We start from the raw sequence: 26,482 nt of genomic DNA, 5'->3' as shown, positions 1-26,482 counted from the left end.
ACGGCTGCCGATCGGCGCAGCCAGGCTCTTCAAAACGCTGAAAAGAGGAATAGAATGTCCAAACCACTTCCTACCGATATTGCTGAAACCTTAAATGCGCTTGCGCAGCGGGATTTTTCGCATGTGTTTCTGGTTGCCTGCGGCGGATCGCTGTCAATCATGCATCCGGGCAAGTATTTTCTGGATCGCCATTCGGGACTGCTGACCTCTGATGTCTATAATGGCGACGAGTTCGTCACACGCGACCCGCGTCGCCTCAACAGCGACGCCATTGTCATTCTGTGCTCCCAGACGGGCACCACCAAGGAAACGGTGCGGGCGGCAGAACATGCCCGTCGCCGGGGCGCCTGCGTGGTCTCCCTGACGCTGGATCCGCAATCGCCGCTCGCCGCCGCCGCCGACCACGTGCTGCAATACCAGGCGTCTTACACCACCGGCATTCCGATCGATGGCGCCGACAGCAATTACAGCGTGCTTTACATGTTGCTGGCGGGCATTGTCGATTTACGCGACAAGACCAGCCTGCTGCCCAAACTGCTGGAAAGCCTGCCGGCACTGCAACCGGCCATTGAACGCAGTCAGCAGCATTTTGATGAAACCTTTACCAGATATGCAGAGCGCTATGGCCGCGAAAAAGTCGTGTACACCATGGCTAGCGGTCCGGTTTATGGCGCAGCCTATTCATTCTCCATCTGCGTGCTCATGGAAATGCTGTGGATCAATTCGCAAGCTATCCATGCCAATGAGTTCTTCCATGGCCCATTCGAAGTCGTCGATAAAAATGCCTGCTTCGTCGTCATGATTGGGCTCGATGAAACGCGTGCGCTGGCGGAGCGTGGCCGGGATTTCCTGTACCGTTTCGGCGAGCCGGACAATATGTTGGTGCTGGACGCAGCGAAACTCGATCTCGCTGACATAGATGACACTTTCAAGGGATATTTCGTGCCGTTGATTTTCTTCGATGCGCTTTGGAAATTTGCCTACAAACTGGCGGCGAAGCGTGAGCAGGTCATGCTGGATGGTCGCCGCTACATGAAAAAGATCACCAATTACTAAGCAGCATCGGGTGCTGGTCCATCTCTGTTGAAGCTGGGCCGGCGCTGATCGTAATTCTCACGAGACAGTCGAGCCGCTCGGCGTCGCCAAGGTCCTGGCGTGAGCCATCTGTTTCGCTGATTTACGGTGCTTCTCAACTAGAACTAATCACTTTTTTTGGCAAGCAAGAACCCAGAGGAGATAAAGTCCCCCTAATAGCCCGGTCGTAAGACCAATCGGCATTTTGATGCCGAATGGCACATGCTGGCTTAACAAGTCAGCAACCACTAGAAGGGTTGCCCCCATAAGGGCACCCGATATGAGTGGGACATTCGAACTCGCCGTCAGACGCCGGGCCAACTGTGGCGCTGCCAGAGCGACAAAGGAAATCGGTCCGGCGGATGCGGTAGCAACAGATGTTAGCGTGACCGCGACCAACACCATTGCCAGACGCGTACGCTCCGGCTGGATGCCGAGCTGGCATGCTGCATCATCGCCCATTTCCAAGATATTGACAGATTTGGCGTAATGAAGCGCCAACGGCACGGTTACCGCGAAACCGACCATTGCTGGGACAACATGTGCCCAGCTTCTTGTATTGAGTGATCCCGATAGCCAGAGTTGGGCCGACGCGGCCTGGTCCAGATCGCCCGCGACCAGAAGTACGGTATTGATGCCCGAAAGAATGGCCCCCACGCCAATTCCGACAAGGATAAGCCTATAGCCGCCGGTTCGCCGCCCCTTGACAGCCAACATAAACACAAGAACTGCCGCCGCCATTCCACTTGCAACGGCTGAAAGCGCTGTTTCAAGCGGACCGGCATTGAACAATATGATTTGTGCAATGGCGCCAGTTGCTGCACCTGTCGTAAAGCCGATCACGTCAGGCGAGCCAAGGGCATTGCGCGAGATTGATTGGAAGATCGCGCCTGCCGTACCGAGTGAAGCACCCACAAACAAGGCTGTGACAAGGCGAGGTAAACGTACGCGCTGGATTATGCGATCGGCGGTCGCGTTGTCGCTTCCACCAACCAGACTCGAAATGACCTGGAAAGAGCTGAATGACATTGTACCTGTTGCGATATGGAAAACCGCAAGCAGCAGGATGGCTGCAAGCAAGAGGCAGCAGATCATCAATGGGCGCGATTTCCAGCGAACAGAAACAGGACCTATCCGCAACATATTCATTGATGTGCTCATAGTTTCGTCAACCGGAATTTGCGCACGACAAAGATAAAGAACGGCCCGCCGATCAACATGGAGACAATCCCGGCTGCAACTTCCGAAGGTGCTACAATCAGCCTTCCTATGATGTCAGCGCCTAGCAAAAGATTGGACGCCAGCAATGCGGAATATGGCAGTATCCAACGATAGTCCGGTCCAGTGATGGTCCGGGCCAGATGAGGAGCCACCAGTCCGACGAACGCGATGGGGCCAGCCCCAGCAGTGGCAGAACCTGCCAGAAGCATTACGGAAAGACAGGCCAAAAGCCAGGTCACGTGTAGGTTGACGCCAAGCGCAGCACCAAAATCCCTGCCCAGCGCCATTGCATTCAGGTTTCCGGCGATCGACATCGCCACGCCAAGCCCTGCGATGACTGCTGGAGCCAGAATGGCGACGACATCAAGGTCGCGCCCGTCAACGGAGCCTGCGGCCCAGTGACGAAACTGGTCAAAGACAGCGAGCGGTGCATTGATGACAACAATGCCCGTGACCGATGCAAGCACGACCGACAATCCGCCTCCAGCCAGCACCAGTTGCACAGGATTATTCGCCTTCCCGTGGGCGTCTCCGAGAATGAAGACGGCAATTCCTGCAAGACCGGCGCCCACAAATCCGAACCAGACATATTGCGCCATTGTCGTCAGATTAAAGGTCACGACTCCCAGAATGACAGCGACGCCTGCTCCTGCATTTATGCCTAGCAATCCTGGTTCGGCGAGCGGATTGCGCGTAACGGCCTGCATGATGGCGCCAGCGGTTCCAAGAGCCATCCCTGCGATGATTGCAACGATGGTGCGCGGGATACGCAGTTCGAGAATGACAAGATGTTCGTTGTTCGAAAAATCAGGCTGCCATAGCGCATGGATGGTCTCGGTAAGGGCGATTGACCGGGAGCCCAGAGCAAGGCTGCAAAGCGCCATAGCGGCTAAACTGGCGGCGGCAATAACAAGACCCCGAACGCGCCGCTTCTGCAATGGCATGATGAGTTGTATCCGTTTGGGCATCATTTGCGAAAATTGGACCCGACAGCCTCGATCATCTGGAGACCGGAATAATAGTCGATACGGAATGAAGATGGTCCGAGAGGATAGACGTTATGATCGCGGACCGCAGGAAGGTTCGCCAATACTGGATCGTTCAACAATGCCTGGACGTCATTTTGTGAGCCGCGCAAAAGGAAAATGCTCTTGCCTGTGATCGCTGCCGAAAGGTTCTCGTGAGAAATGAAATCGAAATCGGACCGGCGTGTGACATCCTTGGCTACCGTCTGGGGCAAGCCACCGACCTTGAAACCCAATGCTTGCAGAAGCAGGGACTGCGGGCTTGAGGTTCTGCCGACCGAGTAACTGTTTCCGATATTGTAGCCGACGATTGTAACCGGTTCGTTGGGCGGCATAATCGTTGCAGCCACCTCTGCAACCTTGGCGTCGAAACGGGCGATCGTCGCGCCGGTCTCATCTTCCAACCCCAACGCTGTGCCGAGCTCAGTAGCAATCGCCTGCCAGCTCTGGTTGGAATAATTGACTACCAGCGTTGGAATGCCTTGCGCTTCCAATTCGCTATAATGTTGAACGACACTGTCGGCTCCGGTCGCTGACGCGATCAGCAGGTCCGGTTCAATCCCGATAATAGCTTCCATGTCGAATTCGAGATTAGGATATAGCACTTCGACGCCCCGCTCGTCGGCAACTTCTGCCCATTGAAGGAAGAAGCCCTTGTTATCTGTCAGCGGGCTCGGGGTCGTCGCGGCTGTCGCAACCAGTGGAGCGCCCATGGCCAGCAGTATACCGGTTATGCTAGGTGTGGTCGATACGATGCGAACGGGTTTGGTTTTCAGTACGAGTTCGCCCGCTTCATGCTTTACGGTACGTGGCCAGACCTGTTCGGCGGCCATGACCGTCCGAAGTGGAGAAAACAGAAAGACCATGCCGGCGAGAAGCAAGAAAATCGGGCGTGCAGCTTGCATGGCTATTCTCCACCAACGCAAATTGGAAATCTTCAGATGGAAAGCTTTCTGAACGAACGCGCGACCGGCCAGCGTTTCGAATGGGAAAACACTGAGCCGTTTTCGAACGAGAAGCGAGCGGTCTGCTTCAGCTTCGAAACTGGAGCTGATTACTCCATATTGCAGAATGCGTTCTACAATGCAATACAAACAGCCACGTGATTTCCTCTAGGGATGACCAGCCATGATGCAACACCTGCATGCAGACGCCGTTACATTGAGCTACGATGATCGGGTCATCGTCGAAAATTTGTCGATTGTTATTCCCGATGCGTCTTTCACCGTCATCGTCGGCCCCAATGCTTGTGGGAAGTCCACATTGCTGCGTGCGTTGTCACGATTGCTTGCTCCGGTCAGTGGAAAAGTCGTGCTGGATGGCAGGGACATAAGCCATTTGCCGGCGAAGGAAGTCGCGCGCAGGCTTGGTCTTCTGCCACAAACCTCGGTCGCCCCAGACGGCATCACTGTTGCGGATCTGGTATCTCGGGGTCGGTATCCGCATCAGTCCTTTCTGCGGCAATGGTCAGTGGAGGACGAGGAAGCAGTAGCATGCGCCCTGGAAGTCACCCGTATTTCCGACCTCGCTAACCGTTCAGTCAACGAACTTTCCGGCGGTCAGCGTCAGCGCGTCTGGATTGCCCTTGTGCTGGCCCAGGAAACACCGATCCTTCTGCTTGATGAACCGACAACTTATCTCGATATCGCGCATCAGATCGAACTTCTGGAGTTGCTGGCGGAACTTAACCGCGAGGGCCGAACTGTCGTTGCCGTACTACACGATCTCAATCATGCCTGCCGATATGCTTCACATCTGGTGGCCATGCGAAACGGGGCGATCATGGCGGAAGGCGCTCCATCCGAGATCGTTACAGAAAAGCTGATAGAAGAAGTGTTCGGCCTTGCATCGGTAATCATTTCCGATCCGGTTTCGGGAACGCCGCTCGTCGTCCCCCTAGGAACGCCCCCGCAATCTCCTTGACATTTCAAACGCTGGCGTCGCCTCCCTCCCCGTCTACGATCCTTCCGCCAGTTGCCTGATTGACCAGTGACGCTTCATAAAAGAGCGCTCTCCGCTCGTCCTCGCTTCGCAATTGTCCAAGATCAGCCACCGTCGTCATGACGCAGACGATTTCCCGCTGCGCGTCGAACACCGGTGCGGCCTGCCCTGTCACATTTGAAAGAAGATGGCTGGTCATTTCGGACCATCGTTCGTTGCGCACCTGGTCCAGCAGTGACTTTGCCGGCGGGCTGCCCCGAAAGTGAACTGGCTGTACCTTACGCGCTGCATCGACCGTAACTTTGGGTAGAAAAGCCTGAAAAACCAGACCGCAAGCCGTATTATCGATGGGCAATGTGTCTCCCAGCGCCAGCGGATTGACCGAGAAATACGCACTTCGATACCAGCGCACGAGCGTCGGGCCACGATCTGTCCAGATAGCAACACCACCGCTGACGGCATGTCGTTGCGAAAGGGCCTTCATGTGTTGCGCCGCAATCTCCACAGCGTCCACTCGTTTCAAGGCGCCTATGCCGATGCTCAGCGCAGTCGGCCCCAGATCGTAAAGACCGCTTGCAGCGTCCTGTTTTGCAAGGCCTTCCTTGACGAGGCTCTGCAGATAACGATGCGCTGTCGATCCTCCCGTCTTTGCCCGCCGGGCGACTTCGCCCAACGCGAGCTCGGTTTCAGCATTGGCCAGAATCCGGAGAAAGCGCGCGGCAATGGAAACCGACTGTATTGTACCCGAGCGTTTTTCACTCGGGGTGTTGCTCTCATCGGCCAGGTCGTTCTCGTTCAAATGCTTTGCCTCCTCCTCGGTAATAGGAAATCGATGTTTAGCGACAAGCCGTTGGAAAGTCATGCCCTCTGCGTTGCGAATGCGATGGGCGAATCTCGAGGGTTTTGACCGGATTGAATTGCCCCTCCCTCACCGTTGCGGGTATGCAACACATATCTTTGGCCATGATATTATACTGTACTGCGGTATGCATTCCTTATTGCGGAATAATGCCCTGATGCTTTAACATAACATGACTAATACACTCATGTTTGGGGCGACTTATGAATATCCGTTTGAATCGTGGCTTGATAACCAGCGCCAGTGCACTCACGCTGGCGGTGTTTGTGGTAACGCCTGCGCTTGCCCAGGAGGCTGCGAAAGCCAGCTCCGACGCGATCGTGCTTGATACTGTGGTCGTGACAGGGGAAAAAGTCGCGCGCGACATCAAGAACACGGCGTCATCTGTCACCGTCATTTCGGCCAAGGAAATCGATAAGGAAAAGACAGGCGATTCATCCGTGGCTGAAGTGATCGCGAACGTCCCGAACGTCATCTATACCGATAACGTTAGCGCTCCCATCATTCGCGGGCAGGATACGCAGGGTCCAAACACAGGGCAGAACGTGTTCTGGGGCGGCACCGTGCCGCGTGCCACGATCAATCTCGATGGGCATTATCTGAATTATAACGAATACTATTTCGGCGCGACTTCGGTGTGGGATCTCGACAGCATCGAGGTGTTCCGTGGCCCGCAGACGACATCTCAGGGTGCGAATGCAATTGCAGGTGCGATCATCGTGAACACCAAGGACCCGGTATTCACCCGCGAAGGTGCTTATCAGGTCGAGATCGGCAATTACAACACCAAGCGCACCTCAATCATGCTGAACAGCCCCATCTACAAGGATGAGCTGGCAGCGCGCCTTGCAATCGACTATTCAGGCCGTGATACCTTCATTGACTATATCAGCCCCAACTTCATTTCCGAAAAGACAAATCAGGATTTCGAGGCCCTGAATGCGCGGCTGAAACTGCTGTGGGAACCGGCAGAGATTCCAGGCCTCACCGCAAAGCTGACCTATTCCCACAATCGATCCAACCGTCCAAGCCAGGAAGCAGCGTCCGCACCATTCGACGAACTCGAACATCTGACCACGACCATGCCAAGCTGGAAACAGGATACCAATACAGGCATCCTTGATGTTGGCTATGATTTTGGCAACGGCGTGAAATTCTACAACCAGGTGCAATATTCCGCCTCTTCTGTGCATCGCCATACCGGCATTGCGAATAACGGCAAGGCCGATATCAACCAGAAGAACATTTCCAATGAGTCTCGTATCACGTTTGGCGAGCAGGAAGACGTCATCAGCGGTGTCGCCGGTATTTTCTACGCCAATACCAAGTCGGACGAATTCATGCTGCTTCAAGGCACGACGACGTTTGACGATACGAAAGACAATCTGGGGCTTTTTGCCGAAGTGAGCTACCGGCTCGACGACCGGTGGACGTTGACCAGTGGGCTTCGTTACCAGCAGGATCGTGTACAGCGCATCGGAAAATCGGCGCTGGCGCCAACGCCGCTCGATTACGACGAAACATTCTCCGCGCTCTTGCCAAAGGTATCGCTGGCATATGCTGTCACACCCGATCTGACGATCGGAGCACTAGTCAGCAAGGGTTACAACCCCGGCGGGGTTTCCCTCAATCTCAATTCAAGGCAGTGGAAGCCTTTTGAGGATGAGACGCTGTGGAACTACGAGTTGTTGACGCGCGCCAAACTGCTCGACGACAAGCTCACGCTGACAGGCAATCTTTTCTACATGGACTTCAAGAACGCCCAGTACAACATTCCTGTCGTCGTCTCTCCCGGTGTGGCGCAATCCTATACGATCAATGCCGAGAAGGCTCATGCCTATGGTCTTGAAATGGGGCTCGACTATCAGCTTTTGTCTAATCTGACGATCAAGACAAGTGGTGGTATTCTTCGCACCGAAATCGACGAAATTTCGAGCAATGTGAGCTATGAGGGCAACGAGTTCGCCAAATCTCCCGGTTATATGTTCAGCATCGGTGCGAGCTGGGATGCAACGGAAAAGCTCAATATCTCCGGACAAGTTCGCCATACTGACGGCTACTATTCCGACCTTGCCAATACACCGACCTATATCGTGGACGCCTATACGATTGCCGATGCGCGTGTGAGCTATGACTTCCATGAATCACTGCAGCTTTACGGCTATGTGAAGAATATCTTCGACGAGCGCACCCCGACCTATCTGCAGCAGAACCGCGGTATTGGCGGCCTCGAGGCAAGCATGACCATGCCGCGCACATTCGGCGTCGGCATCAAGGGCACGTTCTAAGTGTTTAGCAAACCTGCCAATCCAGCCGGGCACATCCGTGGCCGGCACAGCTTTTTATATGCATTAACGGGAGCCCGAAATGGGTGAGCAACGGAAACTTCACATTGGCATGTCGCTGGCACCGACCTGGCTGAGTGGCGACGGGTGGCGGCATCCGGACAGCAACATCGAAGGGACACTCGGTTCAGATTTCTATATCGATATCGCCCGGCGAGCCGAGGCGGGGAAGCTTGATTTCGTATTCCGCCCCGATAGTCTTTTCATGAACCATCAGATCATGGAAACCACTCCGGGCTTCGGCAGCATGGATGCGACGCTCGTCATGGCAACGCTGGCGCGGGAGACTTCGCATATCGGTCTTCTGACCACGATATCGACAACTTTCATGCCGCCTTATGTCGTTGCCCGTCAGGTCCAGTCCCTGCACTGGCTCAGCGATGGCCGAGCCGGGTGGAATATTGTCACGGCACTCGATGGCAACGAGAATTTCGGTTTTACGGAAATGCCTTCATCCGACGAACGCTATGCAAGGGCAGCCGAATTTACCAGCGTCGTGCGTGATTTATGGAAGAGTTTTCCCGGATCGGCCTTGAAACGTGATCGTGAACGCGGCCGCTTTGCAGATACGGCAGCCATAAATCCGATAAATCACGACGGTACCTATTACCGGGTTAAAGGCCCGCTCAATGTCCCTTCTGTTCAGGATGCTCCCATCCCGCTTATTCAGGCTGGCGCGTCACCGGCAGGGCGCGACTTTGCGGCATCCGTTGCCGACGCTGTTTTTTCCGCGACCCCGGATATGGAAGCGGCAATCGATCTTCGCCGCAATCTTCGTGACCGTGCGCAATTCCATGGCCGAAAGTCGGACGATGTTCGCCTGCTTCCCGGTCTCAGTCTCTATCTGGCACCAACGCGGAAAGAAGCGGAAGAACTTTTCGCCTACACGCATGCACGAGGCGATAGGGTTCGCAAAATCGCATTCATCCGCGAGTTGACCGGTCTCGACCTATCCGAATGGCCCGCAAATCGTCTAATTCGACCAGCCGACCTGCCACCTCCACCGGAAAAGGTTCGAAGCAAAACCCATGCGGGATTGCTTCGGCGTTTGTTACAGCGTGAAGAGCTTCCGCTTGATGACCTCTTGCGCAGACCCGAGGTCATCAGCGCCGCTCATTGGCAGGTGATCGGGACGGTTGACGATGCAGCCAAAGAGGTTCGCAAATGGTTTGAGGCAGGCGCAATCGACGGCTTCATAACCGCACCCGGTGGCTCAACCGGATCGATGCGGCTAGCGCTTGATGAACTCATGCCAAGGCTTAGCGAAGAAGGATTGCTGCGTTCAGAATATTCAGGAAATACCTTCTTCGAACATCTCACGGAGTAAGGTGATTTTGGTACAAAAGATGGATGGACTTTTAAAGGACAACTTCCAACCGAGTTGTTTCCGATCTCGGGTCCTTCAGGATCGTCGGCTTGAAATCAGTCAGATCATGAATTCACTTTACGATCTGGTTTCTGATGCTGTTGAGAAGATTTCCACCAACGACCGTCATTAATCCCAATCAGGTTATGGTGTCCATCCGGTTCGGTCGAATGCGACGGGAATGGGGCCAGAAGCAGACAGTCCGGTCCGCCTAAAAACCGCAGCACGACCGCCTGATTGCCAGTCAAGATTCTTGACGGCTACGCCTCACTAACAGCAAATGCCCCCCTCATCGTGAAGGACGAACACTCCACACTGTTGTGCAATACGTCGATTACCGGTGAAGGTCCAAGACTCAACCCTTCACGACAGTTGCCCACAACGACCATTCGCAATGGCGAGCACAAAATTACATAAAGCTCAATTTACAATCATATGGAATAAATTCGCCCATTATAGAACCGGCGCATAGGAAACCTCTCACACCGTTATGGCACTGTCGATAGAAAAAAATTAATTTCTTTTCAAAATGGAGAATAAATGGATGAATTGTCGCGTCACTTGAACTATTAGAATTTTGTTCAATGGAACTATATTATTTTAGTATTGATAATGTTTTCAATATTTACTGTTCACAAAGTTTTTCAGCCGTTTTGAGATATTAAATCTATATTCAAGCAACGGCATATATAAATCCCTCGTCAATTAGTTTTTCATTTTTAGAACACCCCGGTGTTCAACTGAGTTAGTTTTTCTGGAAACTTAACGCTTCAACACGCCAATTATCCATTTTGGATGTTTGCGTAGCTCCCCAAACTCCGTTCAACGTTATCGTTTGCTAACCGGCGCCGGTGTCACTTCCTGCATTGGCGAGACGGTTAAACCCTGCGATGTGGAGCAGAGCTTGTGGCAGACACTTCCATTTCACTCATAGCATTTCAGTACCCAAAACCTGAAAAGCGAGACGAACTCGAAGCCAGATTAAAAGAACTGGCGAAAGCATCAGCGCTGGAGCAAGGCTGCCTCGCCTATGAATTGTCCACGCTTGCAGACAACAACTCGGTTTTCGTCTTCTACGAACGCTGGGCCAGCCAGGCCGACTTGGATCGCCATTTCAACGGCGAAACGTTTCAGGCGTTCTGGAACGAACGCATGACATATCTCACCAAAGACGTCGAAGTTAAAATTCTACAGTCTGTCTAAATATACGTAAGGAAAATACGCATGGAAAAAGACCTACAGGAACAGATTGCGAAACTATCCGCAAAGCTTGACAGGCTAGCAGCAGAATCGGAGATCCGCCGTATTATTAGCCGTTATATGTTGCTTTGCGACACGCCTCTACCTGAAGGAGATATGACGCCAGAACAACGTATCGAGCTCATTGTTGACCTGTTCTCCGATGATGCGACTTGGGAAGGCGTTGGTCCGTATTATGAAAATCAGTTTGGTTTCAGCTCCGGAAAAGCAGAGTTGGTTAAGCATTTCCAAGGCTTCTTCCAGCCTCGCGAACCTGAGATGCTGCTCAACTGCCACTATCTGACATCAGAGCATATCACCGTAAACGGTGATGCCGCAGAGGGCAAGTGGGTTCACTTTCAGCCTTGGATCTTCAGCGACGGCTCTTCGGTCCTGCGGTCAAGTCGGCTGTTCAATGCCTTCAAGAAGGTGAACGGCGTATGGAAGATGTCACGCTACCGCACGGAAAACGTATTCATTGCGCCGCTTACACCTGGTTGGGCTGAGAATATCCCGAAAAGCTCTGTGCTTTTCAATCCGCAACTCGCGCGCTAGCAGTTAGAAACAAAAAAGGGGAACAAATAATGCAACCTGAAAACCGGGGCAGGACTGAACAAAACCGAGAGCGCAACACGTTTCGTGCGCTCTCGCTCCTAACACGCTTTGCGTTGGCCAGCGCCACCGCCATGGTGTTTGCAACATCTGCATTGGCCGCAGATATTAATTATCCCACCTTCCAATGGACGGAACCGACGTATGGCGCCTTTCTTAAGGAACTTAAAGCCGAATTCGAAAAGCAAAATCCGGGCGTCACCATCAAGGACACATTCATCCCATTCGCGTCTTTTGCCGACCAGATGTTCATCGATATCTCATCAGGTAATCCGCCAGACGTTTTGACGGCTTTCGATCCTGATTTCAAAAGATATATCGAAGCCGATCTGCTCGAGCCTCTCAACGACTACCTTGATGCTGCGGGGATAAAGGTCGATGATTTCATAGCACCAGAACAACTGGCGGTTAAGGACGGTAAAATATACGGCATTCCCTTTGCCACTAATCCGCGCGCCCTCTTTATCAATAAAGCCATGCTGGATGCAGCGAGCCTCGGCATCCCCAAAAACGCTGAGGAATTTGAGAACGTGGTCAAAGTTCTTCGCGACCCCAAGCAACAGAAGTTTGGACTTGCTCTTTCCGCCTACTCAGGTGCGCCTTCCCAGCAATATCTGGAATACGCACCGATCATCGCCAGTTTCGGGGGAAAGTTTTTCACCGAGGGCAAACCAACGGCCAATACGCCGGAGATGATAAAAGCCCTGACGTTCTACAAAAATGTGGTAACGAGCAATCTTGTACCCAAAGGAGCCAAGTTCGAAGTCTTCCGGCCAATGTTTGTAAATGGCAAGATCGCCATGTATGCAGCTGGCCCGTTTATGGCTGCAATGGCGAAATCCGGCAATCCAGAGACCTACAACAATCTGGTTACGGAGCCACTGCCTCTCGGCGCTGGAAAGCCCATTACAGTCACAAGCTTTCTTGCAATACCGAAAGCATCCCAGAACAAGGATGAGACCGCCAAGCTTCTGATGATGATGCTGGAGACGAAATGGCAGGAACGCCTTGTACAATTGGCAAGTGTCATTCCCGGTCGTAAGGGCATGGTTCCAGCTGATTACCTTAAGGAAAACCCTTGGTTCGAAACCTTTACTAATCTCGCCAGCACAGCTGTTAGCTATGCGCCGGAAGGTGTCGAGCAATACGGTAGCGACGTGATCTCACTGATCGGGAAGCGTATCGAAGCAATGCTGTTTAACGGCGCTACACCGGAAGATACTGCCAACGCCATCCAGAAAGATCTGGTGGCATTCATGGGAACCAAGAAATAGCCACGCACGACGGGACGCGAAAACTTTCCGGTCCATTCGAGGTAGAACATGTCAGCCATCACATCAGATCAGACCCCAACCAAATCTGTGCGGTCCCGCCCGCATATGCATTTATTACTCTTTTTTGGTCCCTGTGTCGTCTCACTTATCGCGGTGTTTGTCTTTCCAGTCTGGCAGACTTTCAAGATGAGCTTTTATGCCGATACGATGGGGGGGAACCCCGCCTTTGTGGGGTTCGCAAATTACGTGAGGATCATCGGCGCAGAAGATTTTCTGAAGCTCGTCGCGACTTCAGTCATCTACACACTTGGCAATGTTGTTTTGGTCTGGGGGCTCGGTCTGGCAATCGCCATTTTGTTAAATCAGCACTTTCCCGGTCGCGCTGTTGTACGGGCGTTGTTCATAGTACCTTGGGCAATTCCCTATGTTGCAGCGAGCCTAATTTTTTCGCTGTTATTCAACTTCGACGTAGGTGTTATCAACTATTTGCTTTCGACACTCTTCGGCGCCCATCTCTCGGTGGACTTCCTGAACAGTTGCCCGAATGCGCTTGTCACGCTTACTGGAATATCGATCTGGAAACTGCTTCCACTCGGCATGGTCATGATGCTGTCGGCGCTGCAATCAATTCCCGGCTCGCACTACGAGGCGGCTAGAGTGGACGGGGCGACCACGCTACAGGCGTTCTGGCATATTACTTTGCCCGGAGTGAGATCAACAACCGTGATGCTCACACTTCTTATGATGATCTGGTGTTTCGGGCGATCTTTCACGGCGATCTACCTCCTTACGGGCGGAGGCCCCGCTGGCTGCTCCGAAACGATCGTGCTGCGCAGCTATCTTGAAATGTTTCAGCAGTTTCATCCAGGCACCGCCGCAGCCCTTGGCGTCGCAGTTCTGCTAATCTCAATGATATGCGCCGGAATTTATTTTGCTGTCATCAACGCACGAGGTAACCAGGCATGAGCATCGGATCCCATTCAATGAAAAGAGCCCACTGGTCCCTCGTCCTGCTTGCCTATCTTTTGGCGTTCATTATTTCGATCCCTCTTCTCTGGATGGTCAAGTCATCCTTTGAAAGCGATGCAGCCGCAACAGCATACCCTCCTGCCCTATTGCCGGATGGGCATTTTATCGGAACGTTCAGTACAATTTTCTTCGATACCCGCCTTTTCCATTGGCTTCTGAACTCCTTCCTTGTCGCAGCTCTTTCAACCTTGGTGGCGCTGGCAATCGGCATTCCGGCCGCTTATGGCTTGTCCCGCTTCAAATTCAGACACAAGAGTCTTCTGACATTGTCGATCCTTGGAACGCAAATGATGCCGCCAATCGTTCTCATCATTCCGCTCTACACAACGTTCATCAGCTTTGGACTGGCGGATAGTCTGGTTGGTGTTATCGTCGCAAATGCGGCATTCGCGTTACCGGTCATGGTCTGGATGCTGAAGACCGTTTTCGACGGCGTTTCTTTCGAAATAGACGAGGCGGCTCGCATCGACGGCGCATCGTGGTACTACATTGCACTGAGAATCGTAACGCCTCTTTCGCTTCCGGGTGTTATCGCCGCATCGATCTTTTCATTCTTGAACGCTTGGGATGAATTCATGCTTGCGCGCACCTTGCTGCGCAGCGTTGATCAATGGGTTGGGACCATTGGTTTGTCCTCGCTATTCGGTGAGTACGTCACTCCGTGGAACCAGATCATGGCCATGGCGCTCGTCTTCACCATCCCACCGGTCCTCCTCTTCCTGCTTGTGCAACGCTACTTCGTTTCAGGCCTCAGCGCCGGAGCAGTCAAAGGCTAATTCAACAACATCACGCGCCCGTCGGCGCTAGCAACGAGGCAATCCATGGCTTCCGTTTCTCTGGATAATGTACAGAAAGCTTACCATAACTTCTCCGTCTTGAAGGACATCAGTGTCGGCATCGATGATGGATCCTTCGTGACGCTCGTAGGGCCGTCGGGTTGCGGCAAATCCACCCTGCTGCGTATGATCGCAGGACTGGAAAGCATCACCGCCGGAACAATTTCGATCGGCGGCGGCATAGTAAACGAGCTCGAGCCCAAGGCGCGTAACATAGCAATGGTTTTCCAAAACTACGCCCTCTATCCGCATCTGACCGTGGCAGAGAATATGGGCTTTGCACTAAAGCTGGCCAAGGCGGATAAAGAGGAGATTGGCCGGAAGGTCCGACACGCGTCTCAAATTCTCGGACTGGACGCCCTTCTTCATCGCTACCCCAAGCAGCTTTCCGGCGGACAGCGCCAGCGCGTCGCAATGGGACGCGCTATTGTCCGCAACCCCGCCGTCTTCCTGTTCGACGAACCTCTGTCCAATCTGGACGCCAAACTGCGCGTGCAAATGCGAGCCGAAATCAAGTCACTTCACCAAAAACTGCGGACAACTACCATCTACGTCACGCATGATCAGGTCGAGGCAATGACGATGGCTGACAAGATAGTCGTCATGAAAGATGGGTTCATAGAGCAAGTCGGTGCGCCGCTCGATGTCTATGACCGCCCCGCCAACGTCTTTGTTGCGGGATTCATCGGATCGCCTGCGATGAACTTTCTCAAGGGAAAAGTTTCAAAAGATAGCTTCATCACAGCCGGTGGCGTTCAGTTTCCCTTGCCGGCCTGTGCCGACCTGAATGGGCGGTCCGTGATCTATGGCATCCGTCCGGAACATATGCATGTCTCTGCGTTTGGCGTGATCGCAACCGTTACCGTCATTGAGCCAACAGGGGCGGAGACACTTGTTACGGCAGAAATCGACGGACAACCGGTTCACTTCGCAATTTCGGGCCGCAGCAATCTGACTCTGGGATCCACCGTGCATATTGCTCCGCAAGTCGAGCATATTCATCTTTTCGATGAGACAACTGGACGTAGGATCAATTGATGAGCTCATTCCAGAATTTGTTGGGATCGCCACAATCGCCTTTTGTCATGCAGACGTCATTAGGCGGCAATGGACTACGGGTCGCGGTCAAGGATAATATCGATATCAAGGGGCTCAACACGACGGCGGGAAGCCGTGTTTATCTGACCGAACCGCCTGCTCTCGAAAGCGCCACTATCGTTCAGCGACTGCTTGCCACCAATTTCCAGATTGTTGGCAAAACGAAGCTGCACGAGCTTGCCTTTGGCATCACCGGCATAAATGACGCCTTCGGCACCCCTGTCAACCCGCGTTTCCCGAAGCTTATTCCCGGTGGTTCCTCCAGTGGTTCCGCCGCAGCAGTCGCCGCGTCCCTGGCCGATGTAGCGATTGGCACCGATACTGGCGGATCCATAAGAATTCCCGCCGCCTGCTGCGGCGTCTTCGGACTGAAGCCAACGTTCGGACGGATCCCGCGCGACGGGGTTTCACCAGCCAGATCCTCGCTGGATTGCGTTGGTGTATTTGCACAATCGGTCGCCCAGCTGGAAGCGACAATGGAGGCCCTTGATCCGCACTATAAGAGGAAAGATTCCCGCGACTATAAGCTCGGGTTGGTTACGCCTCATGGCAACCCCGAGATATCCGATGCGATAATAGCCGCAGTCCGCGCAACAGGGTTGCCGATCTGTAGGGTTATGCTTGCACATTTCGACTCTGCGTTTTCAGCTGGCTTAACGATGATCGAATATGAAACCGCGAACGCATTTCGCGACCTGCTGGATTCCTCACTGATTGGCGATGACGTGTTAACACGACTTAGAAAGGCGGCGCGTATAACCGCAGAGGACGTGCGTATCGCCGAGGTCATAAGAAAGCAATTTCGCGAAGAGCTTGAAAGAGCCTTTGAGACAGTCGACGTGCTGGTTTTACCGACTATTGCGGACTTTCCTCCTGCGCTGACGGAAGCGAGAGCCGATAGAAGCGCGGTCTCGCTGACCAAAAACGTACGCCCTTTCAACCTTTCGGGTAATCCGGCCATTGCTGTCCCATTACCCTCCATCAACGAACGGCCTGTATCCTTGCAAATAGTAGGACCAATGGGCAAGGACGATGTTGTATGCGCAGTTGCCCGCCAGTTCGAGGCCTGTTTCTCACGTTAACGTTCTTGCGTTGCATCTGCCGCTCACCTACGGTCGCACGCAGTCTCCACCTATTGGATGCTGATGGAGAGTTTGATTTTGAGCCCGTATGAGATCGCACGCGTGATTGCTTTCATGTCGCGTCTTCGCGATGCCTTCCGGCCGATGCATGGCAAGGTTGAGGATGACGCGCACTGGCGAATAATTAGTCATGTTGTCAAGCGCTTCATCGAAGGTGGGACCGTCACTCTGACAGAATTGATTCAGATTTCGGAGCTTCCCTATGCAACGGCCCACCGGAAGATAAACGAACTTCTGCGCGAACACATGCTGGAAAAGTTTTTCAGCGGCTCTGACACCAAGCGCTTTCAACTGATTCCCAGTAATCTGCTGCTCGATCAGTTCTACAACTACGCGAAGGACGTCAAAGTAGAACTTGCGCGCGTTTATGGTGACAAAAACTTCCGCAATGATGAGGAATATTTTTTTGGAGGCGATCATCAGGCGCTGGCGCTGAGCGAAGACCAGCTTCGTGCTGTTCGCAACATAGACGGCGTCGAAAAGGCGACTTTTCTCCTTCACAATGACTTTTATTTCATGTCCTTGCGACATCTCTGGTCCGATTTCCGTAAACGGTTAGGCCCCTATCAGAACTTCCACATGCGCAACATGGAGGATTTGCATGCTGAATTGTTGGCCAATGCCAAGCGGCCGGAATCCACCTTCGATATCGTTGCGCTGAATGCGCCCTGGGTTGGGCAGTTTGCTGAAGCCGGCGCCGTCATCAACCTCAACTCCCTCACGGACGCAAGGCGGATCGTGCCTCAAAGCTTTAATCCTGAAGTCTGGGATATGGGGATGTCGAAAGGAAAACAGTTTGGCATTCCCAGCTATGCTGCAGTCGAAATCCTGGCGGCCCGAAAGGACCTTCTGGAAACTGAGGGCCTGAAATCTCCAGCAACATTCGCCGATGTGCTTAAATGCGGTCACGCCTTGCATGACCCCAATAACGGGCGTTACGGGATCGTTTGGAACGCCAGTCGCGGCATCGATGTCGCGCATACATTCATGTTCATTATTGGCTGTTGCGGCGCTCCCATCCCGGACCTCGCCCAGGTAAAAGGCGGCTTCGAGAAAAAGGATATGAACGGGGGCAAGGTGCGAGCACTGATCGATAGCTATGCGGCGCACGAAGCGCTGGAATACATGAAAGAACTTCTGAGCATATCGCCGCCGAATATTCTCGAAACATCGCGCCAAACCGTTCTTGACTTATTCACACGCGGGAAAGCGGCTATGGCCTATACGTGGTCAATCCATGCGACGCGTTTCGAAATGCAGATCGATTCCGCCGTCAAGCGGCGTGTAACCTATCTGCAACCTCCGTTTGGAAGAGGTGGAAAAAGCCTTGCCCCCTTGGGCGGATTCGTCTTCGCAATTCCGAGCAATCTGCCGCCGTTACGGATGGAAAAAGCAAAGCAGATCCTCACTTGGATGTGTAGTCCTGAAGCGATGCTCGCGCGTGCAAAGGACGGGCTACCGCTATCTCCTCTTTTCAGCCTCATGGGGGACCCGGGAGCCAACCTCAATTCACCAATCTACACACTGGTAAAGTCGCTGTCGCAACGTCGTCTGCTCAACGTATGGCAACGTCCCGCCATACCCAAATACATCCATATCGAAACCATTTTGGGCGAGGAGGTTCACGACGCGTTGATTGGCCACAAGTCAATCAAGGTGGCCTTGGCCGACGCCAACACGAGGATCAGATCCCTTGATCAAGATCTCCTCTATTCGTGATTACCCATAGTCCCCAGAACCAATTTCATTCCCGGGAATCGAGCTTTAGCCTGACGCGTGCTCAGTCTCGGAAGTGAGCACAAAGAAATCGCGGTCTTCAAGACCATTCTCCGCGGCATGAAGGAAACGCTCTAGGGAAAGCCCATTTACTGCCATTTCGACATCGACATCAGCTGCGGCTTCGGCAATCAAACCCGTATCTTTAATCATCTGGGAGACGGAAAATGCCGGTGGATAGTCGTTCTGCTCTATATTGGTTCGCTTGTATTTGAGAAGTGGCGAAACTACTGCACTTTCGCAGATAACTTCCATGATAACGTTCCGCGAAAGCCCACCCGCTTGACCCAGCCGTAACGCGTCCGCCATTAAAGTTGCATTTGCCGCTACAAGACTGTTCAGGACCAGTTTCAGATATCGCGCCTCCTCACTCGGACCGACGTAATATTGTCGACTTGAGAACGCTTCGAACGCCGGCCGGCATATCTCAAAATCAGCCTGCGGGCCGGATACCATGACCGTAAGGGATCCCGATTTCGCAGTATGGGTGCTCCCAGAAACGGGCGCGCGCAGATAACGGGTTGTCCGGATGCCGTTGGAGACCTTTTTCGAAATACGGGGAGAAACCGTACTCAAATCCACGAATATCTGATCCTCGTTCAAATGGCCTGCGAACCCAGATTCGCCGAAAACGAGATCATCGAGAACTTGATCATTAGGGATCATCGACATGATAATCTCGACGTCCTTCAAAAGCTCACCCACGGACGGAGCTATTTTGGCTCCATCTCCGCGAACTGTATGACAGTTTGCCGGATTTCTATCATAGACTGCCACATGATGGTTCTTCGCCAACAGATGACGCACCATCGGTTGACCCATTTTACCAACCCCTATCCAGCCGATTCTTCGTTGCTTTGCCATTCTTGTCTTCTCCAAAACGCCTGTCTTCTCCTAGTGGTGTCCGAACATCACCTGGTCACAGTTCAAATCTCCAGTGGCAAAACATCCAGAATGGATACTCTGAACATTGCAAGAGATGCAGAAAAAGAGACGATCAGTTGTGCGTATGTTGGCCTCATCCTAATACTATGAAAGCAAAACCCATGCTCTACGTCGTCTATTGTATCGATTTCGAAGACGCCCTTCCCCGCCGACTGGCCAACTACGACGCTCACAAGCAGTATCTCGCAAGCACTCCCGTGAAGACGGTCATTTCAGGTCCGCTAATCGCTGAGGACGGAGTCACCATGATCGGCTCAATGTTCATTGTCGAAGCCGAACGGTTGGAAGACATTGTTTCATTTAACCACAACGATCCATTTCAGGGCGCACGTGTCTGGGCCGACACGCGGATTCATCCGTTCCTGATGCGCGTGGACAATCGTGCGCTCAAGATTGACTGAGGATCGGCATGCACTCATTCGCTTACAATTCAAGCAAAGTTCGTATTCTTTTCGGGACCGGGACATTTCAAAAGCTACCCGACGAAAGAGACAGGATGGGATTGAACCGAATTCTTGTCCTGTCCACCGCCGCTCAGCGTGACGAAGCGATGGAATTAGCCAATATCATTAAAGACAGTTCCGTTGGCGTTTTCAGTGAAGCAGTCATGCACACACCAGTCAACACAACTGAGAAAGCCGTCTCAATCGCCAGAAACCTGAATGCGGATGGAATCCTTTCTATCGGTGGCGGTTCGACTACCGGCCTGTCAAAAGCTATCGCTCTCAGGACTGGCCTTCCGCAGATCATCGTTCCAACCACATATGCGGGATCTGAGGTCACGCCTATACTCGGACAGACAGAAAACGGCTCCAAGACCACCATTCGCGACCCGGGCATCCTTCCCGACCTTGTAATCTACGATCCCAATTTTTCAATGAAGCTTCCGGTCGAGCTCAGCATAACCAGCGGCCTCAATGCTATGGCCCATGCGCTGGAAGGGCTCTACGCTCAAGACAGAAATCCGATTTCGTCCCTAATGGCGATAGAAGGCCTCCGCGCCCTCCATAGCGCATTGCCGGCAATACAGGAAATTCCCGACGACAAGGACGCGCGAACGTCGGCTTTGTTTGGTTCCTGGTTGTGCGGCACGGTTCTTGGTACAGTAGGGATGTCGCTCCATCACAAGATTTGCCACACGCTCGGAGGAATGTTCGACCTCCCTCATGCCGAAACACACGCGATCCTGCTTCCCTACACAATCGCATACAATAGTGAGGCGGCGGCGGTGGAACTTGCGCCTCTTCAAGACTTATTCGGCGCGTCAATCCCTGCTGGCATCTTTGATTTTTCACGACGCCTGGGCGCGCCGTATTCTCTCGCTCAACTTGGACTCGTGCGCCGCGATATAGAGCGGGCGGCCGCACAGTCCCTGAAAAACGCTTACTGGAACCCCCGCCCCCTAGAGCGCCAAGCTATCCAGCAACTCCTTGAAATGGCGCTGGAAGGCGCTCGCCCGCGCTGAACTATATTGGGAGATGGACATATGAATGCGTACTTTTCGGAGGAAAACTCCACTGAAACCGTGAATGGACGAATGAAACCGGACTCGACCAGACTCACCGAAGTCATGGGGGCGTTGGTCAGCCATTTGCACAGTTTTATAAAGGAAGTGGCTCTGACACAGAACGAGTGGGAGTACGCTATCGACTTTTTGACACGCACTGGGCGGATATGCAGTGAAGAAAGACAAGAGTTTATTCTGTTGAGTGACACGCTCGGTGTCTCAATGCTTGTCGACGCCATCAACAATAGACGCCCCTGCGGTGCGACCGAAAACACAGTTTTTGGACCCTTCCATGTGAAAAACGCACCCTTCCGAAAGATGGGCGACTGCATTTCCCTGGACGGCAAGGGCCAGAGCTGTCGCTATTTTGGACGCGTAATGGATCTGAATGGCAATCCCATCGCAGGTGCGAGCATCGATGTGTGGTCCGACAATTCAGACGGCTATTACGACGTCCAACAGCCAGACATACAGCCAAAATGGAATAACCGTGGCATTTTCGTAACCGGAAGTGATGGTTATTACGAGTTTTTCGGCATCAAACCAGTCTCATATCCTATCCCGGACGACGGACCGGTCGGAGAAATGCTCGGCCATCTTGGCAGGCACCCATACCGGCCTGCTCATATGCACTACCTGGTGAATGCAGACGGCTATGAAAAGCTAATAACCCATACCTTCGTCGCAGATGACGCCTACCTCAAATCGGATGCAGTGTTTGGCGTTAAAAAGACATTGATTGCCCCCTTCGAGCCCACATCGGGATCCATCAGCCTATGGCAATCAAAGTTCGATTTCGTTCTTGTCCAAGCAGGAAATAAACAATGATCGCATTTCGATTTGCAGTCTCAGATCCCCGAAGGACCCGCGCACGCGCGCAGCTTCATGATGCACACAAGAAACACATTGCTGACGCACCGTTCGAGGTTCTTATGTCGGGTCCCGCGTTCCAAGAAGGCAGTGATGCCACCACTGCCGCATTACTAATTGCAAATGTTGCAACGTTAGCAGAATTGGATTCGTTTAACTTGACCGATCCGTATGTAAAATCCGGCGTATATATAAAAACATGGATCCTTGAATGGAAAAATTCTGAAATCTTAAGAATTATATGATCGAATATTTGTGATAGTCATCGTAATATTTATGAAATTTAAGCAGATTGTATTTAATATAATCTGCTTATTTTAATACTTTTTACATCAATTTAATATTAATGATGATAAAAGGAGTCAGACTATAGTTATGCTATATAAATTAATAAATATACTTACATCCAGTCTGAAATATATCCATGATATTCTTCGTCTGAGAGTGCCTCTTCCCTTAGAATTAGCGTTATATGCATTCATTTTAATCTCAGGATTCATACTATCATGCTCCTGCACACTCCATTAAGCCAGAAACGTTTGAAAAGATCTATATGCATCACGGAGTTGTTTTCCTATACCTTGAATGGATGTGAACGGCTGACCCTGCCATTTGGAGACGTGCAGATTGCCAGTCAAGAGTACAATCGTCGTGGCTCCAATCGGCGACGAGTCGGCTACTCCTTCCATATTTGGTGCATGACCGCCCCGTTGTTCGTTCTTCTAAATTTCTTCGACCGGGGTATCGCCGACGGGAAACTGTCGCGTGCTCGAATTTCATCGAACAGCTTTTTTGATCGAGGATTGTTGAACCGCCCGAGAAGCGATCTTGAGCACGGAATGTGTTACAATTCCGCTTCACGCGGCTGACAAGCTTCAGCTTCACTATCCCTACACGGTCCTGTCGTGCCAGCGGGTGCTGGCAGCGACAGCAAGAGAGCCTGTCGGAAAGACCAGCGCCTGTTTTTGCGCCGTCAATTATTCTAATTGGTCTAAAGGGAACAAACTTGCTCGCCTCATGTTCGGACGTTGCTTTGTGCAACTCGGGTCGCCCATACCTGCGGCGCTACAGAAAAGCAGGACGCTATCTTGGTCGCGCTTAAAGCGATAGACGAACTAAGGATTCAAGCTATGACCGCGAAACAACCGCTCATTCCGAAAGCCAATCGCAGTAATAAAGGAACCGGCGAAGACGGAAAATCCCCAATTGAGAAAGTCGAACGCGGGTCATCCGCGCCCAACGTGGAAAAGCAGGGGCAGCAGGGAAACACAAAGATCAATACGACACATCAGGGCCTACAGCAGGATCGCTAGGAAAGCATCATGTCGACTTCAACTAAAACACCCGCAAGCATCCGCCAAGGCGGACCAGGTGCATCCCATCAGAATGCAAAAAAGCCGCTCAAGATCAATAAGCCTTCGGCCGATAGCGATAAACGATCACAAAGCCGCGTTTCCGGAGGCGGCGGAGAGCGGGACAGTCATCACGCGCACGATCCTAATAAGAAGTGAGCGCACGCATCAGAGAGGCATAAGCCCACGAATAGCGATGCCCGAAAAACCCGCTGCCGTGAACTTGGGGCGATGCTTAAACTGAACGCGATCGGAGGGATCAAAATGTGGTGGATCTGCCACAGACCAATCCGAAGATAACCTCTGGTAAGGGACGCGTCGATATCTGTTGGGACGCCATCGATGCAGGGAGGTTGAAGCGGGAATCTGGTTAAGCAGTTCTGTTAGCATTTCCGGACCGCTGCACCACCTGCTGCTGGATGGCTGTGTTACTTAGCGTTGCGTTTGCGAGAGAGCGGCACCACATTACCTGCTGGCGGTACCTTGTTGTGAGGGCATCGGTCACCGCAGATATGGACGATATCCTCTTTACCCCCGCCGCTCATCTCGGTCGTCGTCTCGGTGAGATAGCGGGCCGGAGTCGTACCGAGCATCCGCCGGAACATGGCGATGAATGCGCTCGGGCTCTCGTATCCCAAGTCGATTGCGATGTTCGTTACGGATTCGCCGTCCGCCAGCCTTTGAAGCGCAAGACCGACATGCAGTTGCTGCCGCCAGCGGCCGAATGACATGCTAGTCTCACGCTGAAACAGCCTTGTCAGTGTGCGATTGCTCGCACCCACACGGGCGCCCCACTCTTCCAGATTCAGCCTGAGTGAAGGATCGTCGATCAGCGTATCGACCAGCCGCTTCAATCTCCGGTCCGAGGGCATAGGGAGACGCAACGGCTCCACCGGCGCTCTCTCAAGCTCATCCATCAGGACCGACGCCAGGCGCGTCTCGCGGATATCTCCCTCCGGGTAGCTGTGCGGCTCGTTGACGAAACGCAGGATCAATTCGCGCAGGAGAGGCTGGACGAAGAGAATGCCGCAATCTGCCCGCTGGCCCCGGCTCTCGTCAGGCTCGACGTACAGATTGCCGATCGACACTTGGCCAGTCGCCCTGGCAAAATGCGTGACCCCGCCCGGAACCCAGATGGCGCATTGCGGCGGGACCGTCCATACGCCCTGCGCCGCCTCCACCGTGATGAGGCCCTCGATGACATAGAGCAACTGGTCCTTGCGGTGCTGGTGCGGTTCCGTCTCGCCGGCAAAAGCGAGTTCGACCTTCAGACCGACGACGGCGCGCACGATGTTATCGGGATAATCATGACGAGGAATTACCGGAATGCTCATCGATGATACCTCAACGCTTTCACCTGACTACCGTTTTCCTCTCCATTCCCAAGTTTTGCAACATATCACGCCCCACGCAGTTTGGCTGCTGCGAACCGGCCATGGTTTGCAGAGAAACGGCCACCCATCAGGCGGATCTCGGTGGTATCAAGGGGTTAACCGGCGCCCGTTGCAGGGTGGCGGCGAGGAGCAGAGCGAATATCCCCGCCCAGAAGACGAGATAAAACCCATCCACATATGATAGGACAACCGCCTCGCGCGCAATGACGGAAGCGACGCCTGACACGCCGCTGGCGGCGCGCTGGACAACTGCAGGCTGTCCGGCCTCCACACCCGCCTTCAACATGACGCTGTGGGTGTCCGACGAAAGCCGCAGCACGAGCGCTATGACGCCACTTGCCACGCCGGCACAGTGAACGGCGTCGGCAAAATGGTGAGGTCGTCGGCCAGCAGGGCAACACGCGAGGGCAGCATGGCGATCATGTCGGAGCCACGCAGCAGTTCCGGCACCATTCCAAATTATGGAACCACCAGGCCCACACGTCGCGATCGCCTGATCCGGGCAAATTCCATGTCCAACGGACCTCATCCTTCGCCTTTGCCTGAAACGAGAATGTGCGGATAATCCAACCATCGGTCGAGATTGAAGTCGTCCGCCGCCGGATGACCCTCTCGAAACGCAACGACGTAGTGCTCGTGGGTCGTGGGGCAGGATTTAGCAGGCGCGATCATAGTTACGTCGGCCGATGGCGAAGCGTGGCCGGATGAAACCCATAGCAAACTGGCAGGTCAGATTAGCGTCGGTTCCAGCTGGGGAGTTGTCCATACGCGAGTCTGGTTCATATAGATGCCTGATTGCCCGTCAAGAACATGGGCAATTCCCAATTAAACTACAATTCTTCACCGAGATAGAACAAACTGCGTCTCTCTGTCTTTGCACAAAATTGAATGACGATCGCGGTCGGCACGGTTCGAAATAAAATCGAGTCTTTCTTAATATCGCGAGAACGCATCCTGTGAACTTCGGCCATCAAAGTGACTCGCTACAGTAACCTTTACAACGGTAACGTTGTTGGCGATGGCGGCTCCACGTTCAAATCTAATAATCCGATACCGATGTCGCGCGCAGATTAACTTGTGCGGCGTGGACGCGTATTCAAAGCAACACACATGATTTTGCGTTCGATTGATGTAACCCAGCGACGTGTCGAACGATGCATTGTAAGAGATTTACGGCGTGCCGATGGAAGTCATGCGCCACGCCGCAACCGGGCATCTGATTGCAGCCCCTCTCTAACGAGAAGCGGCACTTTTTTTATCAAAGCTGCTGCCCCGCAAGGTAGCGTTCCAACGTCTTGACCGTGCCATCCTGCCAGATTGCTTTCAGCGCAGAGCTGAACGCGGTGACATAGGCGGGATTGGCGGCAAGCGCCCCGAAAATATCATCCATGTAAAGCCACGCAGCCGGGTCGGCTTTGGCGCGCGCTGCCTGCTTGGTCAGGCGATCCCATGACGGATCATTCGGCTCGATGACAGCGCCGCTGTCTGTGGTGCCATAGCAATAGCGGCACCAGAAAGCGGAAACGAGCGCAAGCCCGGTCACCGAATGGCCCTTCGCCACGCGGTCAGCAGCGGTG

26 protein-coding genes are annotated in these 26,482 nt (G+C 53.2%); 19 read left to right on the top strand and 7 right to left on the bottom strand.

The features are described 5' to 3' along the window. Positions 1 to 54 precede the first annotated feature (54 nt). Positions 55 to 1,056, top strand: coding sequence for an SIS domain-containing protein (locus tag D8666_RS21820; RefSeq protein ID WP_121539418.1), 1,002 nt, complete (start codon positions 55 to 57; stop codon positions 1,054 to 1,056). A 147-nt stretch (positions 1,057 to 1,203) separates the two neighbouring features. Here the strand turns inward: D8666_RS21820 and D8666_RS21815 are convergent, their stop codons facing one another. From D8666_RS21815 to fepB, 3 genes are read right to left on the bottom strand one after another with little or no spacing between them, the layout of a single operon-like run. Beyond that, on the bottom strand, positions 1,204 to 2,223 hold the full coding sequence (locus D8666_RS21815) for a FecCD family ABC transporter permease (protein ID WP_235859044.1): 1,020 nt from the start codon (positions 2,221 to 2,223) through the stop codon (positions 1,204 to 1,206). 8 nt (positions 2,224 to 2,231) lie between these two features. Next, positions 2,232 to 3,239, bottom strand: a complete 1,008-nt coding sequence (locus D8666_RS21810) for a FecCD family ABC transporter permease (RefSeq protein WP_121539416.1) — start codon at positions 3,237 to 3,239, stop codon at positions 2,232 to 2,234. A 23-nt stretch (positions 3,240 to 3,262) separates the two neighbouring features. Then, positions 3,263 to 4,225 carry a Fe2+-enterobactin ABC transporter substrate-binding protein gene (fepB, locus tag D8666_RS21805; protein ID WP_121539415.1) on the bottom strand — a complete coding sequence of 321 codons (963 nt, stop codon included), beginning with the start codon at positions 4,223 to 4,225 and terminating at the stop codon, positions 3,263 to 3,265. A 223-nt stretch (positions 4,226 to 4,448) separates the two neighbouring features. Between fepB and D8666_RS21800 the strand changes: the two genes are divergently transcribed. Next, a complete protein-coding gene (locus D8666_RS21800; protein WP_121539414.1) occupies positions 4,449 to 5,243 on the top strand; it encodes an ABC transporter ATP-binding protein in 795 nt (264 codons plus the stop codon). A 4-nt stretch (positions 5,244 to 5,247) separates the two neighbouring features. Here D8666_RS21800 and D8666_RS21795 read toward each other — a convergent pair whose 3' ends face one another. Further along, positions 5,248 to 6,060 carry an IclR family transcriptional regulator gene (locus D8666_RS21795; RefSeq protein ID WP_209446015.1) on the bottom strand — a complete coding sequence of 271 codons (813 nt, stop codon included), beginning with the start codon at positions 6,058 to 6,060 and terminating at the stop codon, positions 5,248 to 5,250. A 263-nt stretch (positions 6,061 to 6,323) separates the two neighbouring features. On the opposite strand from D8666_RS21795, the gene D8666_RS21790 reads away from it, so the two are divergent. The 10 genes from D8666_RS21790 (at position 6,324) to D8666_RS21745 (ending at position 18,780) form a co-directional block, all read left to right on the top strand. Then, on the top strand, positions 6,324 to 8,408 hold the full coding sequence (locus D8666_RS21790) for a TonB-dependent receptor (RefSeq protein ID WP_121539413.1): 2,085 nt from the start codon (positions 6,324 to 6,326) through the stop codon (positions 8,406 to 8,408). 79 nt (positions 8,409 to 8,487) lie between these two features. Then, complete coding sequence (locus tag D8666_RS21785) at positions 8,488 to 9,792, top strand: NtaA/DmoA family FMN-dependent monooxygenase (RefSeq protein WP_121539412.1); 1,305 nt, start codon at positions 8,488 to 8,490, stop codon at positions 9,790 to 9,792. 945 nt (positions 9,793 to 10,737) lie between these two features. Next, complete coding sequence (locus D8666_RS21780) at positions 10,738 to 11,034, top strand: putative quinol monooxygenase (protein ID WP_167836162.1); 297 nt, start codon at positions 10,738 to 10,740, stop codon at positions 11,032 to 11,034. 21 nt (positions 11,035 to 11,055) lie between these two features. After that, positions 11,056 to 11,625: a nuclear transport factor 2 family protein gene (locus D8666_RS21775; protein WP_121539410.1), complete on the top strand. Its 570-nt coding sequence runs from the start codon at positions 11,056 to 11,058 to the stop codon at positions 11,623 to 11,625. Positions 11,626 to 11,654: 29 nt separating this feature from the next. Further along, on the top strand, positions 11,655 to 12,956 hold the full coding sequence (locus tag D8666_RS21770; RefSeq protein WP_121539409.1) for an ABC transporter substrate-binding protein: 1,302 nt from the start codon (positions 11,655 to 11,657) through the stop codon (positions 12,954 to 12,956). A gap of 48 nt (positions 12,957 to 13,004) precedes the next feature. Then, positions 13,005 to 13,922: a carbohydrate ABC transporter permease gene (locus D8666_RS21765; RefSeq protein WP_121539408.1), complete on the top strand. Its 918-nt coding sequence runs from the start codon at positions 13,005 to 13,007 to the stop codon at positions 13,920 to 13,922. 17 nt (positions 13,923 to 13,939) lie between these two features. Further along, complete coding sequence (locus D8666_RS21760; protein WP_167836161.1) at positions 13,940 to 14,761, top strand: carbohydrate ABC transporter permease; 822 nt, start codon at positions 13,940 to 13,942, stop codon at positions 14,759 to 14,761. A gap of 45 nt (positions 14,762 to 14,806) precedes the next feature. Then, on the top strand, positions 14,807 to 15,859 hold the full coding sequence (locus tag D8666_RS21755) for an ABC transporter ATP-binding protein (protein WP_121539406.1): 1,053 nt from the start codon (positions 14,807 to 14,809) through the stop codon (positions 15,857 to 15,859). Then, positions 15,859 to 17,001 (top strand): amidase, encoded by a 1,143-nt coding sequence (locus D8666_RS21750; protein ID WP_235859043.1) that lies wholly within the window; start codon positions 15,859 to 15,861, stop codon positions 16,999 to 17,001. Before D8666_RS21755 ends, D8666_RS21750 begins: the two co-directional genes overlap by 1 nt. A 63-nt stretch (positions 17,002 to 17,064) precedes the next feature. After that, a complete protein-coding gene (locus tag D8666_RS21745) occupies positions 17,065 to 18,780 on the top strand; it encodes an extracellular solute-binding protein (RefSeq protein ID WP_167836160.1) in 1,716 nt (571 codons plus the stop codon). A 45-nt stretch (positions 18,781 to 18,825) separates the two neighbouring features. On the opposite strand, the gene D8666_RS21740 is transcribed toward D8666_RS21745, so the two are convergent. Next, a complete protein-coding gene (locus D8666_RS21740; protein WP_121539404.1) occupies positions 18,826 to 19,701 on the bottom strand; it encodes an NAD(P)-dependent oxidoreductase in 876 nt (291 codons plus the stop codon). A gap of 182 nt (positions 19,702 to 19,883) precedes the next feature. Between D8666_RS21740 and D8666_RS21735 the strand changes: the two genes are divergently transcribed. From D8666_RS21735 to D8666_RS21710, 6 genes are all read left to right on the top strand, one after another. After that, positions 19,884 to 20,183 (top strand): YciI family protein, encoded by a 300-nt coding sequence (locus D8666_RS21735; RefSeq protein ID WP_121539403.1) that lies wholly within the window; start codon positions 19,884 to 19,886, stop codon positions 20,181 to 20,183. Between the two features lie 8 nt (positions 20,184 to 20,191). Next, positions 20,192 to 21,247, top strand: a complete 1,056-nt coding sequence (locus D8666_RS21730; protein WP_121539402.1) for a maleylacetate reductase — start codon at positions 20,192 to 20,194, stop codon at positions 21,245 to 21,247. 21 nt (positions 21,248 to 21,268) lie between these two features. After that, positions 21,269 to 22,117 (top strand): dioxygenase family protein, encoded by an 849-nt coding sequence (locus tag D8666_RS21725; RefSeq protein ID WP_121539401.1) that lies wholly within the window; start codon positions 21,269 to 21,271, stop codon positions 22,115 to 22,117. Continuing rightward, a complete protein-coding gene (locus tag D8666_RS21720; RefSeq protein ID WP_121539400.1) occupies positions 22,114 to 22,404 on the top strand; it encodes a YciI family protein in 291 nt (96 codons plus the stop codon). Before D8666_RS21725 ends, D8666_RS21720 begins: the two co-directional genes overlap by 4 nt. 885 nt (positions 22,405 to 23,289) lie before the next feature. Next, positions 23,290 to 23,472, top strand: coding sequence for a hypothetical protein (locus D8666_RS21715; RefSeq protein ID WP_121539440.1), 183 nt, complete (start codon positions 23,290 to 23,292; stop codon positions 23,470 to 23,472). A gap of 9 nt (positions 23,473 to 23,481) precedes the next feature. After that, positions 23,482 to 23,670 (top strand): hypothetical protein, encoded by a 189-nt coding sequence (locus D8666_RS21710; protein WP_121539399.1) that lies wholly within the window; start codon positions 23,482 to 23,484, stop codon positions 23,668 to 23,670. A gap of 269 nt (positions 23,671 to 23,939) precedes the next feature. On the opposite strand, the gene D8666_RS21705 is transcribed toward D8666_RS21710, so the two are convergent. Then, positions 23,940 to 24,845: an AraC family transcriptional regulator gene (locus tag D8666_RS21705; RefSeq protein ID WP_121539398.1), complete on the bottom strand. Its 906-nt coding sequence runs from the start codon at positions 24,843 to 24,845 to the stop codon at positions 23,940 to 23,942. A gap of 263 nt (positions 24,846 to 25,108) precedes the next feature. On the opposite strand from D8666_RS21705, the gene D8666_RS24305 reads away from it, so the two are divergent. Then, positions 25,109 to 25,261, top strand: a complete 153-nt coding sequence (locus tag D8666_RS24305) for a hypothetical protein (RefSeq protein WP_167836159.1) — start codon at positions 25,109 to 25,111, stop codon at positions 25,259 to 25,261. 902 nt (positions 25,262 to 26,163) lie between these two features. Here the strand turns inward: D8666_RS24305 and D8666_RS21695 are convergent. Further along, positions 26,164 to 26,482, bottom strand: a 319-nt coding sequence (locus D8666_RS21695; protein WP_503591167.1) for a mannitol dehydrogenase family protein, incomplete at its 5' end; no start/stop codon positions are given.

It is taken from the genome of Ochrobactrum soli, from assembly GCF_003664555.1.
GTDB classification, from domain to species: domain Bacteria; phylum Pseudomonadota; class Alphaproteobacteria; order Rhizobiales; family Rhizobiaceae; genus Brucella; species Brucella teleogrylli.
This window is presented reverse-complemented; position numbering and strand designations above follow the sequence as displayed.

What these genes read in the sequence shown, in the direction of transcription:
- D8666_RS21820 (WP_121539418.1), top strand. Translation starts at nt 55, where the DNA reads ATGTCCAAACCACTTCCTACCGATATTGCTGAAACCTTAAATGCGCTT.
- D8666_RS21815 (WP_235859044.1), bottom strand. Translation starts at nt 2,223, where the DNA reads ATGAATATGTTGCGGATAGGTCCTGTTTCTGTTCGCTGGAAATCGCGC.
- D8666_RS21810 (WP_121539416.1), bottom strand. Translation starts at nt 3,239, where the DNA reads ATGCCATTGCAGAAGCGGCGCGTTCGGGGTCTTGTTATTGCCGCCGCC.
- fepB (WP_121539415.1), bottom strand. Translation starts at nt 4,225, where the DNA reads ATGCAAGCTGCACGCCCGATTTTCTTGCTTCTCGCCGGCATGGTCTTT.
- D8666_RS21800 (WP_121539414.1), top strand. Translation starts at nt 4,449, where the DNA reads ATGATGCAACACCTGCATGCAGACGCCGTTACATTGAGCTACGATGAT.
- D8666_RS21790 (WP_121539413.1), top strand. Translation starts at nt 6,324, where the DNA reads ATGAATATCCGTTTGAATCGTGGCTTGATAACCAGCGCCAGTGCACTC.
- D8666_RS21785 (WP_121539412.1), top strand. Translation starts at nt 8,488, where the DNA reads ATGGGTGAGCAACGGAAACTTCACATTGGCATGTCGCTGGCACCGACC.
- D8666_RS21775 (WP_121539410.1), top strand. Translation starts at nt 11,056, where the DNA reads ATGGAAAAAGACCTACAGGAACAGATTGCGAAACTATCCGCAAAGCTT.
- D8666_RS21770 (WP_121539409.1), top strand. Translation starts at nt 11,655, where the DNA reads ATGCAACCTGAAAACCGGGGCAGGACTGAACAAAACCGAGAGCGCAAC.
- D8666_RS21765 (WP_121539408.1), top strand. Translation starts at nt 13,005, where the DNA reads ATGTCAGCCATCACATCAGATCAGACCCCAACCAAATCTGTGCGGTCC.
- D8666_RS21760 (WP_167836161.1), top strand. Translation starts at nt 13,940, where the DNA reads ATGAAAAGAGCCCACTGGTCCCTCGTCCTGCTTGCCTATCTTTTGGCG.
- D8666_RS21755 (WP_121539406.1), top strand. Translation starts at nt 14,807, where the DNA reads ATGGCTTCCGTTTCTCTGGATAATGTACAGAAAGCTTACCATAACTTC.
- D8666_RS21750 (WP_235859043.1), top strand. Translation starts at nt 15,859, where the DNA reads ATGAGCTCATTCCAGAATTTGTTGGGATCGCCACAATCGCCTTTTGTC.
- D8666_RS21745 (WP_167836160.1), top strand. Translation starts at nt 17,065, where the DNA reads ATGGAGAGTTTGATTTTGAGCCCGTATGAGATCGCACGCGTGATTGCT.
- D8666_RS21740 (WP_121539404.1), bottom strand. Translation starts at nt 19,701, where the DNA reads ATGGCAAAGCAACGAAGAATCGGCTGGATAGGGGTTGGTAAAATGGGT.
- D8666_RS21735 (WP_121539403.1), top strand. Translation starts at nt 19,884, where the DNA reads ATGCTCTACGTCGTCTATTGTATCGATTTCGAAGACGCCCTTCCCCGC.
- D8666_RS21730 (WP_121539402.1), top strand. Translation starts at nt 20,192, where the DNA reads ATGCACTCATTCGCTTACAATTCAAGCAAAGTTCGTATTCTTTTCGGG.
- D8666_RS21725 (WP_121539401.1), top strand. Translation starts at nt 21,269, where the DNA reads ATGAATGCGTACTTTTCGGAGGAAAACTCCACTGAAACCGTGAATGGA.
- D8666_RS21720 (WP_121539400.1), top strand. Translation starts at nt 22,114, where the DNA reads ATGATCGCATTTCGATTTGCAGTCTCAGATCCCCGAAGGACCCGCGCA.
- D8666_RS21715 (WP_121539440.1), top strand. Translation starts at nt 23,290, where the DNA reads ATGACCGCGAAACAACCGCTCATTCCGAAAGCCAATCGCAGTAATAAA.
- D8666_RS21710 (WP_121539399.1), top strand. Translation starts at nt 23,482, where the DNA reads ATGTCGACTTCAACTAAAACACCCGCAAGCATCCGCCAAGGCGGACCA.
- D8666_RS21705 (WP_121539398.1), bottom strand. Translation starts at nt 24,845, where the DNA reads ATGAGCATTCCGGTAATTCCTCGTCATGATTATCCCGATAACATCGTG.
- D8666_RS24305 (WP_167836159.1), top strand. Translation starts at nt 25,109, where the DNA reads ATGACGGAAGCGACGCCTGACACGCCGCTGGCGGCGCGCTGGACAACT.